We start from the raw sequence: 13,697 nt of genomic DNA on the forward strand, positions 1-13,697 counted from the left end.
GCCCAAGTGGAGCATATGTGATGACGACCGTAACCCGCCGATCGGTTCTGGCCGGAGGCTCGGCGCTGCTGCTGGCGAGCGGTCGCGCGTCCGCCGCCGCCGCCGTCGCGCCCGCGGGGATTACCCGCTTCGACCCCGAACTCGACCAGGTGATCGACGTGGCCGCGCCGATCGAGACGATCGCGACCGGCTATCGCTGGACCGAGGGGCCGGTGTGGATCGTGCAAGGCGGCTACCTGCTGTTCTCCGACGTGCCCGCCAATACGGTGCACCGCTGGAAACGAAGGGAGGGCGCGCGTCCGTTCCTCCACCCCTCCGGGCTCAGCGGCGCAATACCCGCGGGCATTCGCGAAGCGGGCGCGAACGGGCTCGCGATCGACCCGAGGGGCAAGCTCATCATGGCCGACTCGGGCACGCGCGCGATCGCGCGGGTCGATCTCGCCACCCGCGCCAAGACGATCCTCGCCGATCGCTTTGACGGCAAGCGCTTCAACAGCTGCAACGACGTGGTGCTCGGGCGCGGCGGCGCGATCTACTTCACCGATCCGCCCTACGGCCTCGCCGAAGGCGACGCCTCACCGCTCAAGGAACTCGACTTCAACGGCGTGTTCCGCCTGCGCCCGAACGGCACGGTGGACCTGATCGACCGCTCGCTGCGCCGCCCCAACGGCATCGGGCTGTCGCCGAAGGGGGATCGCTTGTACGTCGCCTGCTCCGACGAGGCGGCGCCCGAGATACGGGTCTACGATCTCGGCACCGACGGTTTGCCGCGTGGGGCCGGGCGCCGCTTCGTCGATTTCACGCCCGAGTTCCGCCGCGGCCTGCCCGGTCTGCCCGACGGCATGAAGGTGGCACGCACCGGACATCTGTTCGCGAGTGCGCCGGGTGGGCTCTACGTCATCGCGCCCGACGGGCGAAAGCTCGGGCTGATCGCGACGGGCAAGGCGATCTCGAACTGCGCGTTCGGCGAGGACCGCCGCACCTTGTTCCTGACGAGCAGCGACTCGGTCGCGCGCGTCAGGCTCAAGCTCGACAACTGATCGCAGCGGGCGCGGCGCTCACCCCGGCAACAGGTCGAGGCGACGCGCGAAGGCCGCGAACAGCGTCGGCCACGCCGAGGCGGGAACCGTCTTCGGCAACCGCGTGCCGAAGCCGTGCCCGCCCTGGTCAAAGCCGTGGAACTCAACCGCGCGGTGCTGGTCCAGCATCGCCCGGTACAGCGCCAGACTGTTGGCGATCGGCACCAGATCGTCGTCGCTCGCGTGCGCCAGGAACATCGGCGGGGTGGTCTCAGCCACGTGCAACTCGACCGACGCGCGGCGCCGACTGGCCTGATCGGCGTCCGTTCCCAGCAGATTGTCGCGCGACCCCGCGTGCGTGAACGGCGCGGCCATGCTCACCACCGGATAGACCAACCCGGCCATGTCGGGGCGCGCCGATAGCTGATCGGCCGCGTCGACGCGCGCGTAGCTTTGTTCGGCGAAGCGCGTCGCCAGGCTGCCGGCGAGGTGCCCGCCGGCCGAGAAACCGAGCACGGCGACGCGGGCCGCGTCCACGCCGTAGGATGACGCGCGCGAGCGGATCACGCGCATCGCGCGCTGCGCGTCCTGCAGCGGCACGCGCGCGCGGTCGCTCCAGCCCTCGCCGGGCAAACGACAGCTGAGGATGAAGCAGGTGACGCCGATCGCGTTCAACCAGCGCGCCTGCTCCTCGCCCTCGTTGTCGATCGCGAGAAACCCGTAGCCGCCACCCGGCACCAGCAGCACCGCGGTGCCGTTCGGCGCGGCTGCGCGGCGCACCATTAGCGACGGCCGCGCGATGCCGCTCACCCAGCGGTCGGTAAAACCGGCGCGCTTGGACTGATCGGCTATCTTGGCCTTCGGCAATTGCGAAGGCGCCCCGGGCGGATCGTTCGGCCACAATGCCAGCGTTTCGCCCCCGGTGACCGGGGCGGCGTTCGCCGCGGTGGCGAGATTGAGCAGGGGCAGGGCGGCCGCAGCACCCAGGATCGAACGACGGCCAACGAGCATCCTCATCGTGTACCAAGCTCCACGCTGCGTTCGTCATCGAACGTCGCCCATGGTAGCAACATCGATCAGGCGGGTTAAGCGTCACGCAGCAGCCGGCCGAGATCACCGCGTCGCGATCGCCGGCGCTGCGATCAGGCGGCGAGCCGCCAGGTACCGCGACCGGCGGCCTTCGCCTGGTACAGCGCCTTGTCGGCCCGCGCCATGACGCCGCGCTCGGTTACCAGCGGCGACGCCGACCAGGTCGCGCCCAGACTCGCGCCGACGCGCAGGTCGCTGTCATGACAGGCGGCGAACCCGCCTTGCAGCGCCGCCACCGTGCGCTCCGACCAGCGCGTCAGTCCCGGCATGTCCGCGCCGACCAGCACCACCGCGAACTCGTCGCCGCCGAGCCGCGCGACGAGATCGCCCTGGCGTACCGAGGCGCGCAGCCGTTCGGCCGACTCCACCAATATGGCATCGCCGGCATCGTGGCCCAGCCGGTCGTTCACCTGCTTGAAGCCGTCGAGGTCGACGAGCATCACGCCGCACGGGCACTCGGGTGGCAGCGCGCGCAGCCGCTGCTCCAATCCGCGGCGGTTGAGCAATCCGGTCAGCGGATCGGTCGTCGCCTGCAACTCCGCGCGGGTACGCCGCTCATACTCGTCGGTCAGGTCGATCGTGACTCCGACGATCTGTTCGGGATTGCCTTGCGCGTCGCGCAGCAGGCGGCGGTCGCAGCGCATCCAGTGCGTGCCGCTCCGCGTCTCCAGCCGATACTCGACCGACGATCGGTCGCACTGCCCCTCGATCAGCGGTCGCAGGTCGGCCTTGGCGAGGTCGTCGGGGTGGATGTGCGCGACGAAGCCGTCGAGGTCGTACGGTCGCGTACCAGGCCCCGATACGAAGCGCGCCAGCGCCTCGGACGTCTCGAAGCGATCGGTCGCGATATCCATGTGCCACGAACCGCCGCGCACCGCTTCGGTGACCAGCGACAGGCGCGCGTTGGTCTCGATCAGGCGCCGCTCGGCCTCGCGCTGCTGCGTCACGTCCTCGGCGTGCGCGAAGAAGCGTACCACGTCGCCGCCGTCGTCGCGTACCGCCGCGATCGTCACCCTGGCCTGGAAGCTCGTCCCGTCGCGGCGCAGGTAGCGTTTCTCGATCTGGTAGCCGTTTCGCCTCTTGCGGATCAGCGCGCGCAATTCGTGCAGGTCGCGCTCGATGTCGTCGGGATGCGTGATCGACGCGATGCTGACGCCAACCATTTCCTCGACCGTGCGGTCCAGCATGGTCGCGAAGACGCGATTGGCGCGGATCACCTTGCCGTCGAGCCCGACCATCGCCTCGCCGACGGGCGCATTCTCGAACGCTTCGGCGAACATCGCCTCGCTGTGCGCGATCCGCAGTTGCAGGTCGTCGCGCTGGCTGATGTCGGTGACCAGCACGACCACGCCGACCACGGTGCCGTCGCTGCCGAAATCGGGCACGTAACTACCCTGCACGCGGCGCTGATGGGCGTTGTCGAAGATGTGATACTCGTAGGTGACCGGCTCCCCGGCGAGCGCGCGGTCGAGTTTCTCGGCGATCAGGGGGTAATTGCGCTCGCCCACGATCTCGCGAACGTAGCGCCCGACGATCTGCTCGGGTGGCAACGCGCGCCAGCGTGCGTAGGTCTGATTGGCGTAGCAGTAGCGCAGGTTACGATCGAAATAGGCGACCAATCCGGGCAGCAGGTCGAGGATGCGGCTGAGCGTGGCGCCCGCAGCCGGTCCGTTGACCCCCTCGCCTGCAACGCTATCAAACATTGCGCGATCATAGCGGGGCACCGGTTAACGAGGGCTTGTCCCGGTGATTGCCACCAGCCTGCCAATTACGCGACGCGCCCCTCTTAGCGCTGGTCCTCGGGCACGGTCGCGTCGGGAAAGCCCAAGCCGGTGACGAAGCCGTTCCACACCTCCGCCGGCAACGCGCCGCCGGTCGCCTGCGCGTGCCCGTTGCCGAAGCGCCCGTCGGCGCCGTCCGGGCGGTGCTCGGCAAGAAAGGCGAGGAGGTCACGCCCGCTCGCCGACCGCGCGGCGAAATGAACCCAGCCCGGTCGATAGCCGGCGTTGGCGGCAAGGACGATCTTATCCTTCAGCCGTCCGCGCCACTGCTGCGCGATCAGCGGATGGACCTGGCACGGTGAGGAAAACAGGATCAGCGCCACGTCGCCGACCACCTGCGGCGCGACCCGGCGCGCGGCCTCGACGGCTTCGCGTACCTCCGCCTTGGCGGCGACCAGCGCGTGCGCGTCGGCGCTATCGCCCTTGGTGATGACCTTCGGACCGTCAGCCTCCAGCAACAGGCGCAACGCGGGGGAGGCATCGGCCGCGCCCGTCCGACGCGGCGCATTGACCAGCGACGTCGCGTCGCGCAGCGCGGTCTTGCCCCAGCGTTTCTGCGCTTCCGCCAGTTCGGGAAAGCCGTCCTCGGGCGCCATGTCGCCGATCAGCCCGAGTGCCGCCAGCCATTGCAGCTCGGGCTGCTCGCCGAGCGCCGCCGCCGCCCACCACGCGATCAGCGCGCTGGTCGGTTCGGGAGAGAGCCCGTGCCCGCTCAACGTCACCGCGTGCGGGGGCGTGCCCGTCGGGCGGTGATGGTCGACGATCAGCGCGGGCACGTCCGCGAGCACCGCTTCGCCGCGCGTGCCCAGGTCGGTCAGGATCAGCGCGGCGGGACCGAGCGCGCGCAGCCGCTGCGCGAACGATGGGTCCCACGGCGTCTCCGTCTTGCCGACGATCACCGGCTCCGCCTCGCGTCCGGCCGTGCGCAGCGCGCGGATGAATGTCGCCACCGCCGACAGTCCATCGGCGTCGAAATGCCCGGCCACCGCGATCACGCCCGTCGGCACTTCGGCCAGGAAGCGTTCCATGCCCGCACGCGCGTCGGCGCGCGGGTCTGCGTGGGTCAACGAACCGATCATGCCGGACAGAACAGTTCGCCCGCCGGTCGGTTCACGCGCCCGTCGATTCACTCAGGCGCGCGGCGCAACGTGAAGCGGGTGATCTCCGACGGCCGCCCGAGCCGCAATGCGAAGCCCGGCCACAGCGCGGTGCCGTTGCTGACGTACAGCGTCATGCCGCCGATCCGGTAGGCGCCCGACACGAACCCCGCGTTCGCCGGCTCGAGCAGCCGTGCCAGCCCCGCGATCATTCCCCCGTGCGTGTGCCCCGACAGTTGCAGCGCGACTCCGCGGGCGGCCGCGGTTCGAGCTCCGCGCGGTTGGTGGTCGAGCAGCACGACCGGCGCCCCCGCGGGAGCGCCCGTCAGCGCCCGCTCAAGGTCCGGGGCTGTCTGGCCGACATGGTGCGCCGACAGGTCGGTCACGCCCGCGATCACCAGCGCGGCATTTCCCCGCCGCAGCCCGACATGCGCGTTGGGCAGCATGGCGATGCCCAGCTCGCGGATGCGCTGCATCCACGCGGAGTAATCGAAGAAATACTCGTGATTGCCCGGCACCGCGTATACGCCGTCCGGCGCGCGCAGCCCGGCGAGCGGTACGACGTCGTCGCGGCGCATCTCGACCGAACCGTCGATGAAGTCGCCCGTCACCACGATCGCGTCGGCACCCGCGGCATTGGCGCGCGTCACCACCGCGCGCGCCCAGTCGGCGGTGAACAGGCGGCTTAGGTGAAGGTCGGTCAGCTGCAGCAAGCGGTAGCCCTCGAACTCGGGCGGCAGGTCGGGGATCGTGACCGACACGTCCTTCACCGGCGGAACGCGCACGGCGCCCGCGACGCCCACCGCCGCCAGCACTGCCGCGACCCCGCCCGCCGCGTAGCGCACCGCGTCCGGCATCGACCATCCGCCACGCGAAACGACCCAGCCGACCAGGCTCGCAAGGTCGATCGCCACCTGCATGACCGCCAGCAGCAGCACCGCGCCGAACGCCCAGTTGAACAACAGCACGACCGGCCGCGGGAACTCGGGCGCGAACACCGACCCGGACGAGAACCGGCTCCACAAATGAAATTGCGACACGAACAGCAGCAGCGAGGCCGCCGCGAGCGTGACCGGCGTCGGCAGCGCCAACGGCAGCAACCAGCGCGCGATCACCAGCAGGCCGGGCAGCGCGAAGAACAGGTGAAAGATGATGCTATCCTCTCGCCAACGACGGTGCCGGCACGCGCGCCCAGATCAGGCGCGCCTACGCCATCCGCTCGCGCGCAACCTGTTCCAGCACCGTCAGCGGCATCGCACCCAGCGTCAGCACGCGGTGGAACTCCTTCGGGTCCCACTTCGCGCCGGCGCGCCGTTTCGCCTCGTCGCGCAGCTTGACCCACATCGTGTGCCCGATCTTGTAGCTGCACGCCTGACCCGGCCACACGGTGTAGCGGTCGATCTCGCCCTCGCTGCGCCCGCGCGCGATGCCGGTGGTGGCGATCAGATAGTCGGTCGCCTTCTCGCGGCTCCAGCGTTTGGCGTGCATGCCGGAGTCGACCACCAGCCGCGTCGCGCGGAACAGCAGCGATTGCAGGTAGCCGACCTGTCCCAGCGGATCGCCGTCGTACATACCCATCTCGTCGGCGAGCTGCTCCGAGTAGAGCGCCCATCCTTCCGAATAGCCCGAGTAGAAGCCGCGACGACGGATCAGCGGGATGTCGTCGCTCTCCAGCGCGGACATGACCTGCAGGTGATGGCCGGGGATCGCCTCGTGGTAGCTGAGCGTCGCCAGCCCGAACTTCGGCCGATCGAACGTGTCGCGCAGGTTGATGAAGTAGATCGCCGGCCGCGACCCGTCGAGCGAGGCCGACTGGTAATAGCCGCCGGGCGCGCCCGCCTGGATCGCCTCGGGCACGCGGCGAACCTCGACCGGCGCGCGCGGCAGCACCGCGAACTGCTCGGGCAGCCGCTTAGCCATCGCCGCGATCTGCGCACGCAACTGCTCCAGCAGCGCCTCGCGACCCGGATCGGTGTTGGGGTAGAGTTGGTCCGGCCGCTTGTTGAGCGCGACCAGCCGATCCCCGACGCTGCCCGTCGACATGCCCTGCGCCTTCAGGATGCCGTCGATCCGGTCCGAGATCTCCGCCACCTGCGCGAGCCCCAGGCGATGGATCTCGTCGCCCGACAGATCAACGGTCGTCGCGGCACTCGCCGCCGCGGCGTAATAGGCGTCGCCGTCGGGAAGACGCCACACGCCTGCGTCGTGGACCGCGCGGCCGCGCAGCTCGGTCACCAGCGCGCGCTGCCGGTCGAGCGCGGGGAAGACGCGCTCCGCCATCAGCTTGGCAACCGCCCGCGCGCGCTCGGGCGGCAGATTCGCGCCCTCCAGCTTGGTCGACAGGTCGGTGGCCGGGCCGGTCGCCTCCGGCGCCTTGTCGCGCACCGCGGCGAGCTGCTTCAGCGTCGTGTCGAGGATGTAGTCGGGCGCGAACACGCCCTTGGCCGCGTCCTCGCGCTGGCGCACCGTCTCGGCGTCGATCACGCCCGCGAACGCCTCCACCCGCGCGACATAGGCGTCGGCGTCCGCCGCGTCGCGCACGCGGTGCTGATTGGCGAGGAAATCGGGCACGTCGCGGTACGCGCCGGTCAATTGCGTCAGCACGTAGGGGGCGTAGCGACCCGCGCTCGACCCGTAGCTGTAGCGCTCGCCCGCGATCACGCGCTCCAGGCCATATTTAACCACGTCGTAATCGAGCTTGCCCGCGTCGCTCAGCGACGCACGCGGGATCGTCTTAAGCGCCGCGAGCTCCTGCTTGGCACGCGCGAAATCGCGCCGCTCACCGCTGCGCGACGCGTCGCTCAGCTTTGCCTTGAGCGCGGCACGCGGGCCGGTGTCGAAGCCGAGCGAGGTCGCCTGCTCCGGACTGTCGTTCAGCCGCGCGTAGAAGAAGCGGTCGAGCATCGCGCGCAGTTCGGCGTCGCGCGTGCCGGCAGCGGCGGCGTGCGCGAGGCGCGGCAGGGCAGCGGCGGCACCGGCGACGCCGGCGGATGCGAGGAATTGGCGGCGCTGCATGGTCGATCTGTCTCCGATTGGTCGAGCGTGGCTCGAAGCGGCAGCCAGACTGACCGAGCAGCGGATGCTTGTCGAGCGCCTAGCCGCAGGTCAGCTTGACGATCCTGCCGTTCGCGGCGCTTTCCACGTCCAGCCGGTCGGCGCGATAGTCCATCGTCAGCACGTCGCCGGTCGCGTAGCGGCGCAGCGACTTGGCGCCGCTCACACGCAATGCTTCCGCTGCGGTTGCGTCCGCGGGCTGCCCGACGAACTGCTGTACGGCTTCGGCGTTGCAGCCTGCGCTCGCCTGTTCCCGGGCAACGGGAGGCTGGGGAGCGCAGGCGGCGACCAGCAGCAGCAACGACCAACCAGCACGCATCACGCGTCCTCCGTCCGAGTCATCTTGAGCCGTCCGTTGATCACCGCGAAGGCGAGCCGCCCCTCGACCAAGTCGAGCGCGTCGCGGCCGAACTGGTCGAAGCGCCAGCCATCGAGGATCGACAGATTGCTGCGCGCGCCCGCCGCCAGCGCCTCCAGATCGTCCGAGCGCGCGAGCAGCCGCGGCGCGACGTCGATGTCGCGCGCGCGGATCTTGAGCAGCAGCTTGAGCAGATCGGCGACCAGCGCGCCGTCCTTGCCCAGCCCCGGCTTGCGATCGTCGCGCGACGGCATCTCGTCGCTGCTCAGCGGCTTGGCGCCCTCGATCGCCGCCATCAGCCGCGCACCGATGTCGTTCGAGGCCCAGGTCTGCGACAACCCGCGCACCTTGGCGAGGTCGGCCTGGCGGCGCGGCGGATGGCCGGCGAGGTCGCCCAGCGTCTCGTCCTTGACGATGCGCCCGCGCGGCAGGTCCTTGCCCTGCGCCTCCAGCTCGCGCCAGCGCGCGATCGCCTTCAACCGGCCGAGCACGTCGGCCTTGCGGCTCGACACGCGAACGCGCTTCCACGCCATGTCGGGATCGTTGGCGTAGTTCGCCGGATCGGCGAGCCGCTCCATTTCCTGGTCGAGCCACGCGCCGCGACCGGTCTTCTTCAACTGCTCCAGCATTCTGGGGAAGATGTCGGACAGGTGCGTCACGTCGCCGATCGCGTAATCGACCTGGCGGTCGTCGAGCGGACGCCTGGACCAGTCGGTGAAGCGCGCACCCTTGTCGACCTGGATGCCCAGCCAGCTGTCGACCAGGTTCGAGTAACCGATCTGCTCGCCCTGGCCCAACGCCATCGCCGCGACCTGCGTGTCGAACAGCGGGTGCGGCGTGCGACCGGTCAGGTTGTAGATGATCTCGATATCCTGCCCGCCGGCGTGGAAGACCTTCAGCACGTCCTCGTTCTCGGTCAGCAGTTCGAGCAGCGGGGTCATGTCGAGCCCCGGCGCCTTGGGGTCGATCGCCGCCGCCTCCTCCGTGTCCGCGATCTGGATCAGGCAGAGCTCGGGGTAATAGGTGCTCTCGCGCATGAACTCGGTGTCGACCGTCACGAACGGCGCGTCGGCGAGGCGGGCGCACAGGTTGGCGAGCGTCGCGCTGTCGGTAATCAGTGGGTGAACGTGCATAGGTCGCGGGTCATAGCGACGCCCGGCGCGCTTGACAAAGCGTGGTTGGAAGGGGAGGGCGCGCGGGTTCCTGGACCGGTATGTCTGATACCGTTCAGCCGCCACCAATCCCGGTACGCCGGGGTGACGACCAAGAGACCCGCCCATGCACGCTTACCGCTCGCACACCTGCGCCCAACTGACCGCCGCGAAGGAGGGCGACACCGTCCGCCTGTCGGGCTGGGTGCATCGCAAGCGCGACCACGGCGGCGTGCTGTTCGTCGACCTGCGCGATCATTACGGCATCACGCAGATCGTCGCCGACGCGGACAGCCCCGCGCTCGTGCTGCTCGACAGCCTGCGTGTCGAATCGGTCGTGACGATCGACGGCACCGTGAAGCGCCGCTCGGAAGCGACGGTGAACCCGAATCTCGCGACCGGCGAGATCGAGGTCTACGCGCGCGACGCCACCGTGCAGAGCCACGCCGCCGAGCTGCCGATGCCCGTGTTCGGCGATGCCGAGTATCCCGAGGAGATCCGCCTGCGGAACCGCTTCCTCGACCTGCGCCGCGAGAAGCTGCACGCCAACATAATGCTGCGCTCCAGCGTGATCGCCTCGATCCGCCGCCGCATGGTCGACCAGGGCTTCACCGAGTTCCAGACGCCGATCCTGACCGCGTCGTCGCCCGAGGGCGCGCGCGACTATCTCGTCCCCAGCCGCGTCCACCCGGGCAAGTTCTACGCGCTGCCCCAGGCCCCGCAGATGTTCAAGCAGCTGCTAATGGTCGCGGGGTTCGACCGCTATTTCCAGATCGCGCCGTGCTTCCGCGACGAGGACGCGCGCGCCGACCGCTCGCCCGGCGAGTTTTACCAGCTCGATTTCGAGATGAGCTACGTCACGCAGGAGGACGTGTTCCAGGCGATCGAGCCCGTGCTCCACGGCGTGTTCGAGGAGTTCGCGAACTGGCAGGGGAAGGGTCGCACCGTCTCCGCGCTGCCGTTCAAGCGCATTCCCTACCGCGAGTCGATGCTCAAGTACGGCAACGACAAGCCCGACCTGCGCAACCCGCTGATCATCGCGGATGTGAGTGAGCAGTTCGTCGGCTCCGGCTTCGGCCGCTTCGCCTCGATCGTCGAGGGGGGCGACGTGGTGCGCGCGATCCCGGCGCCCGGCACGCACGAGAAGAGCCGCAAGTTCTTCGACGACATGAACGCCTGGGCGCAGGGCGAGGGCTTCGCCGGCCTCGGCTACGCCACGCGTAAGAACGGCGAATGGGGCGGCCCCATCGCCAAGAACCACGGCGAGGACAAGATGTCGGCGATGGCCGACGCGCTCGGGCTCGGTCCCAACGACGGCGTGTTCTTCGCGGCCGGCAAGGAAGCGCAGGCGGCCAAGCTCGCCGGGCTCGCGCGCACCCGCGTCGCCGATCAGCTCGGGCTGATCGACCAGAACCGCTTCGAGTTCTGCTGGATCGTCGACTTTCCGATGTTCGAGTATGACGAGGACAACAAGAAGGTCGATTTCAGCCACAACCCCTTCTCGATGCCGCAGGGCGAGATGGAGGCGCTGGAGACCAAGGACCCGCTCGACATCCTCGCCTATCAGTACGACATCGTCTGCAACGGCGTGGAGCTGTCGTCGGGCGCGATCCGGAACCACAAGCCCGAGATCATGTACAAGGCGTTCGAGATCGCCGGCTATACGCAGGCCGACGTCGACACGAACTTCGCCGGCATGATCAACGCGTTCAAGTACGGCGCGCCGCCGCACGGCGGCTCGGCACCCGGCATCGACCGCATCGTCATGCTGCTGGCGGACGAGCCCAACATCCGCGAGGTCATCGTCTTCCCGATGACGCAGAAGGCGGAGGACCTGATGATGGGCGCGCCGAACTTCGCGACGCCCAAGCAGCTGCGCGAACTGAACATCCGCGTGACCGCCGACGGGCCGAAGGCGGACGTGGACGTGGACGCGGCCGTCAGCAAGCGCGCGGGCTGATCCCCGGCGCGGCAAGGATAATCCGCCGCGGCGAGGGGCTGGCACCCCCTCGTTAACCATGTCAGAAGCCCGCGCTGCTAAGCCTTGAGGGTTAGGGCGGGGGACGATGCGACAACCAGATACCGGAACGGCAGCGCCGCTGCCGCGTGCGCCCGACGCGTCGCCGACACCGCTCGTGCGCAGCCTGGGCGTCGCGGGCGTGCTGTTCCTGACGCTGTCGGTCACGACGCCTGCCTCGTCGGTGTTCGTGATCGTGCCGGGCATGTTGCAGGTCGCGGGCACCGGCGCGATCTGGGCGACGGTGGTCGCGGCGCTGGTGTGCGTCGCCACCGCCTATATCTACGCCGAACTGTCGTCCGCCTGGCCGGTCGCGGGCGGCGAGTACGTTATGGTCGCGCACACGCTCGGCCCGATGGCAGGCTTCGTGATGCTCGGCATCAACGTGTTCAACAACCTGATCTTCCTGCCCGTCGCGGGGCTCGGCATCCGCGAGGTGCTGGTCGGCGTCATCCCCTCGCTGCCGCAGGTGCCGACCGCGATTGTCGTGGTGGGCGCGTGCACGCTGCTCGGACTGCTCAACATCCGCGTCAACGCGCTCGTCACCGGACTCTTCCTGCTGATCGAGGTGCTGGCGCTGCTGGCGGTCACGGCGCTGGGCCTCGTGGACGTGCAGCGCAACCCGCTGGACTTCATCGCCAACCCCGTGATGACTGCGGGACAGGGGCTCGCGCCGGCGTCGCTCACCGCAATCGGCGTCGCCGCGTCGATCGCGATCTTCGCCTTCAACGGCTACGGCGCGGCGGTCTATTTCGGCGAGGAGATGCACGAGGCGCCGCGCCGCATCGCGCGCTCGATCATGCTCGCGCTCGTCTTCACGCTAGCACTCGAAGGACTGCCGCTCGTCGCCGCGCTGATGGGGGCGGTCGACCTGCGCGCGCTGCTCGCCTCCTCCAACCCGTTCGGCGACCTCGTCACGGCGATGGCGGGGGAGCGTGCGGGGCAGGCGATGGCGCTCGGCGTCGCGCTCGCGATCGTCAACGCGATCATCGCCTGGGTGCTCGCCTGCGCGCGCTTCTTCTACGGCACCGCGCGCGATGGCTCGTGGGGGCGACCGTTCGATCGCTGGATGACCGCGATCCACCCGCGCTGGGGCTCGCCGCATCCCGGCACGCTGATGGTCGGCGGCGTCGGCATGGCCTTGTGCTTCCTGCCGCTACGATTGCTGGAGGTGTGGAGCGGCGCGGGGCTGATCGCGATCTACGCCGGGATCGCGGTCGCGGCGATGATCGGCCGGCGGTCGGGCGCATCGCGCCACGCGACCTATCGCATGCCGCTCTACCCGCTGGCGCCGATCGTCACGCTGATCGCGCTCGCGCTGATCACGATCGCGACGTGGCAGGACGTGGAGGAGGGGCGACCCGCGATCGTCGCGACGCTGATCCAGATCGTCGTCGCCGCGACTTATTACCTGCTCGTGCTGCGGCGTCGCCGCTGGCAGGCGGTGGTGCCGACCACCTGAGCTTGGCGGCCGGCACCGAAGTACGTCACGCGGGCTCGAACGCGCCCTCGTTCGGCTGCATCACGCGCAGCTCGCCCTCCGCGATGCCGAACCACGCGCCGCGCAGCTTCAGCTCGCCCGCGTCCTCGCGCTCCTTCACGAACGGAAAGGTGCGCAGGTTCTTGATCGAGGTACGGACGCTCTCCCATTCCATCGCGGTCTGCGCCTCGGGTCCGGTGCCCTTCTCCGCGACGACCTTCTCGCGCGCGTCGTCGAGCAGGCTGATCCAATTGGCCACGAAGCCGCCCGCGCCCTTCTCGGCATCCTTGAACCCTTGCGACAAGGCCGCCGCGCAACCGCCGCAAGAGGCGTGGCCCATGATCAGGATCTCGCCGACCTTCAGCTGCGTCACCGCGAATTCCAGCGCGGCCGACACGCCGTGGTAGCCACCACCCGTCTCGAACGGCGGCACCAGATTGGCGACGTTGCGGATCACGAACAGCTCGCCCGGGCGCGCATCGAAGATCTGCGTCGGATCGACGCGGCTGTCGGAGCAGGCGATCACCAGCACCTTCGGCTTCTGCCCCTTGGCGAGCGTTTCCCACTCCGCCTTTTCCTTCTCCCAGTCCTCGCTGCGGAACCGCTGGTAACCCTCGATCAGACCGGCAACATCCCTCGGCATTCTATAGC

General features: G+C 69.5%; 11 protein-coding genes. 3 read left to right on the plus strand and 8 right to left on the minus strand.

What is annotated here, in order from left to right:
- Window positions 1-20 precede the first annotated feature (20 nt).
- The gene (locus ACFDS6_RS03035; RefSeq protein WP_375270632.1) at window positions 21-1,040 is read left to right on the plus strand and encodes an SMP-30/gluconolactonase/LRE family protein; all 1,020 of its coding nucleotides are present in this window, start codon (window positions 21-23) and stop codon (window positions 1,038-1,040) included.
- Between the two features lie 18 nt (window positions 1,041-1,058).
- Here the strand turns inward: ACFDS6_RS03035 and ACFDS6_RS03040 are convergent, their stop codons facing one another.
- The 7 genes from ACFDS6_RS03040 to rnd form a co-directional block, all read right to left on the minus strand.
- On the minus strand, window positions 1,059-2,030 hold the full coding sequence (locus ACFDS6_RS03040) for an alpha/beta hydrolase (protein WP_375270724.1): 972 nt from the start codon (window positions 2,028-2,030) through the stop codon (window positions 1,059-1,061).
- A gap of 131 nt (window positions 2,031-2,161) precedes the next feature.
- Complete coding sequence (locus tag ACFDS6_RS03045) at window positions 2,162-3,811, minus strand: diguanylate cyclase (RefSeq protein WP_375270633.1); 1,650 nt, start codon at window positions 3,809-3,811, stop codon at window positions 2,162-2,164.
- Window positions 3,812-3,894: 83 nt separating this feature from the next.
- Window positions 3,895-4,956 (minus strand): phosphoesterase, encoded by a 1,062-nt coding sequence (locus ACFDS6_RS03050; RefSeq protein ID WP_375270634.1) that lies wholly within the window; start codon window positions 4,954-4,956, stop codon window positions 3,895-3,897.
- A 59-nt stretch (window positions 4,957-5,015) separates the two neighbouring features.
- Window positions 5,016-6,101: a metallophosphoesterase gene (locus tag ACFDS6_RS03055; RefSeq protein ID WP_375270635.1), complete on the minus strand. Its 1,086-nt coding sequence runs from the start codon at window positions 6,099-6,101 to the stop codon at window positions 5,016-5,018.
- A gap of 91 nt (window positions 6,102-6,192) precedes the next feature.
- Window positions 6,193-8,001 carry a DUF885 family protein gene (locus ACFDS6_RS03060; RefSeq protein ID WP_375270636.1) on the minus strand — a complete coding sequence of 603 codons (1,809 nt, stop codon included), beginning with the start codon at window positions 7,999-8,001 and terminating at the stop codon, window positions 6,193-6,195.
- Window positions 8,002-8,080: 79 nt separating this feature from the next.
- Window positions 8,081-8,341: an I78 family peptidase inhibitor gene (locus ACFDS6_RS03065; protein ID WP_375270637.1), complete on the minus strand. Its 261-nt coding sequence runs from the start codon at window positions 8,339-8,341 to the stop codon at window positions 8,081-8,083.
- 17 nt (window positions 8,342-8,358) lie between these two features.
- Window positions 8,359-9,531: a ribonuclease D gene (gene rnd / locus ACFDS6_RS03070; RefSeq protein ID WP_375270638.1), complete on the minus strand. Its 1,173-nt coding sequence runs from the start codon at window positions 9,529-9,531 to the stop codon at window positions 8,359-8,361.
- A 145-nt stretch (window positions 9,532-9,676) separates the two neighbouring features.
- On the opposite strand from rnd, the gene aspS reads away from it, so the two are divergent.
- Together aspS and ACFDS6_RS03080 are read left to right on the plus strand one after the other, a co-directional pair.
- On the plus strand, window positions 9,677-11,509 hold the full coding sequence (gene aspS / locus ACFDS6_RS03075; RefSeq protein ID WP_375270639.1) for an aspartate--tRNA ligase: 1,833 nt from the start codon (window positions 9,677-9,679) through the stop codon (window positions 11,507-11,509).
- A 106-nt stretch (window positions 11,510-11,615) separates the two neighbouring features.
- Window positions 11,616-13,028, plus strand: coding sequence for an APC family permease (locus ACFDS6_RS03080; RefSeq protein WP_375270640.1), 1,413 nt, complete (start codon window positions 11,616-11,618; stop codon window positions 13,026-13,028).
- Between the two features lie 25 nt (window positions 13,029-13,053).
- On the opposite strand, the gene ACFDS6_RS03085 is transcribed toward ACFDS6_RS03080, so the two are convergent.
- Entirely contained in the window at window positions 13,054-13,689 is a 636-nt protein-coding gene (locus tag ACFDS6_RS03085) for a carbonic anhydrase (RefSeq protein ID WP_375270641.1), read from the minus strand.
- Window positions 13,690-13,697 lie beyond the last annotated feature (8 nt).

The sequence above is a fragment of the Sphingomonas sp. genome (genome assembly GCF_042095875.1).
Taxonomy (GTDB): Bacteria; Pseudomonadota; Alphaproteobacteria; order Sphingomonadales; family Sphingomonadaceae; genus Sphingomonas.

Excerpts from the sequence above, each read along its gene's own strand:
- ACFDS6_RS03035 (WP_375270632.1), top strand. The coding sequence starts at position 21 with ATGACGACCGTAACCCGCCGATCGGTTCTGGCCGGAGGCTCGGCGCTG.
- ACFDS6_RS03040 (WP_375270724.1), bottom strand. The coding sequence starts at position 2,030 with ATGCTCGTTGGCCGTCGTTCGATCCTGGGTGCTGCGGCCGCCCTGCCC.
- ACFDS6_RS03045 (WP_375270633.1), bottom strand. The coding sequence starts at position 3,811 with ATGTTTGATAGCGTTGCAGGCGAGGGGGTCAACGGACCGGCTGCGGGC.
- ACFDS6_RS03060 (WP_375270636.1), bottom strand. The coding sequence starts at position 8,001 with ATGCAGCGCCGCCAATTCCTCGCATCCGCCGGCGTCGCCGGTGCCGCC.
- rnd (WP_375270638.1), bottom strand. The coding sequence starts at position 9,531 with ATGCACGTTCACCCACTGATTACCGACAGCGCGACGCTCGCCAACCTG.
- aspS (WP_375270639.1), top strand. The coding sequence starts at position 9,677 with ATGCACGCTTACCGCTCGCACACCTGCGCCCAACTGACCGCCGCGAAG.
- ACFDS6_RS03080 (WP_375270640.1), top strand. The coding sequence starts at position 11,616 with ATGCGACAACCAGATACCGGAACGGCAGCGCCGCTGCCGCGTGCGCCC.
- ACFDS6_RS03085 (WP_375270641.1), bottom strand. The coding sequence starts at position 13,689 with ATGCCGAGGGATGTTGCCGGTCTGATCGAGGGTTACCAGCGGTTCCGC.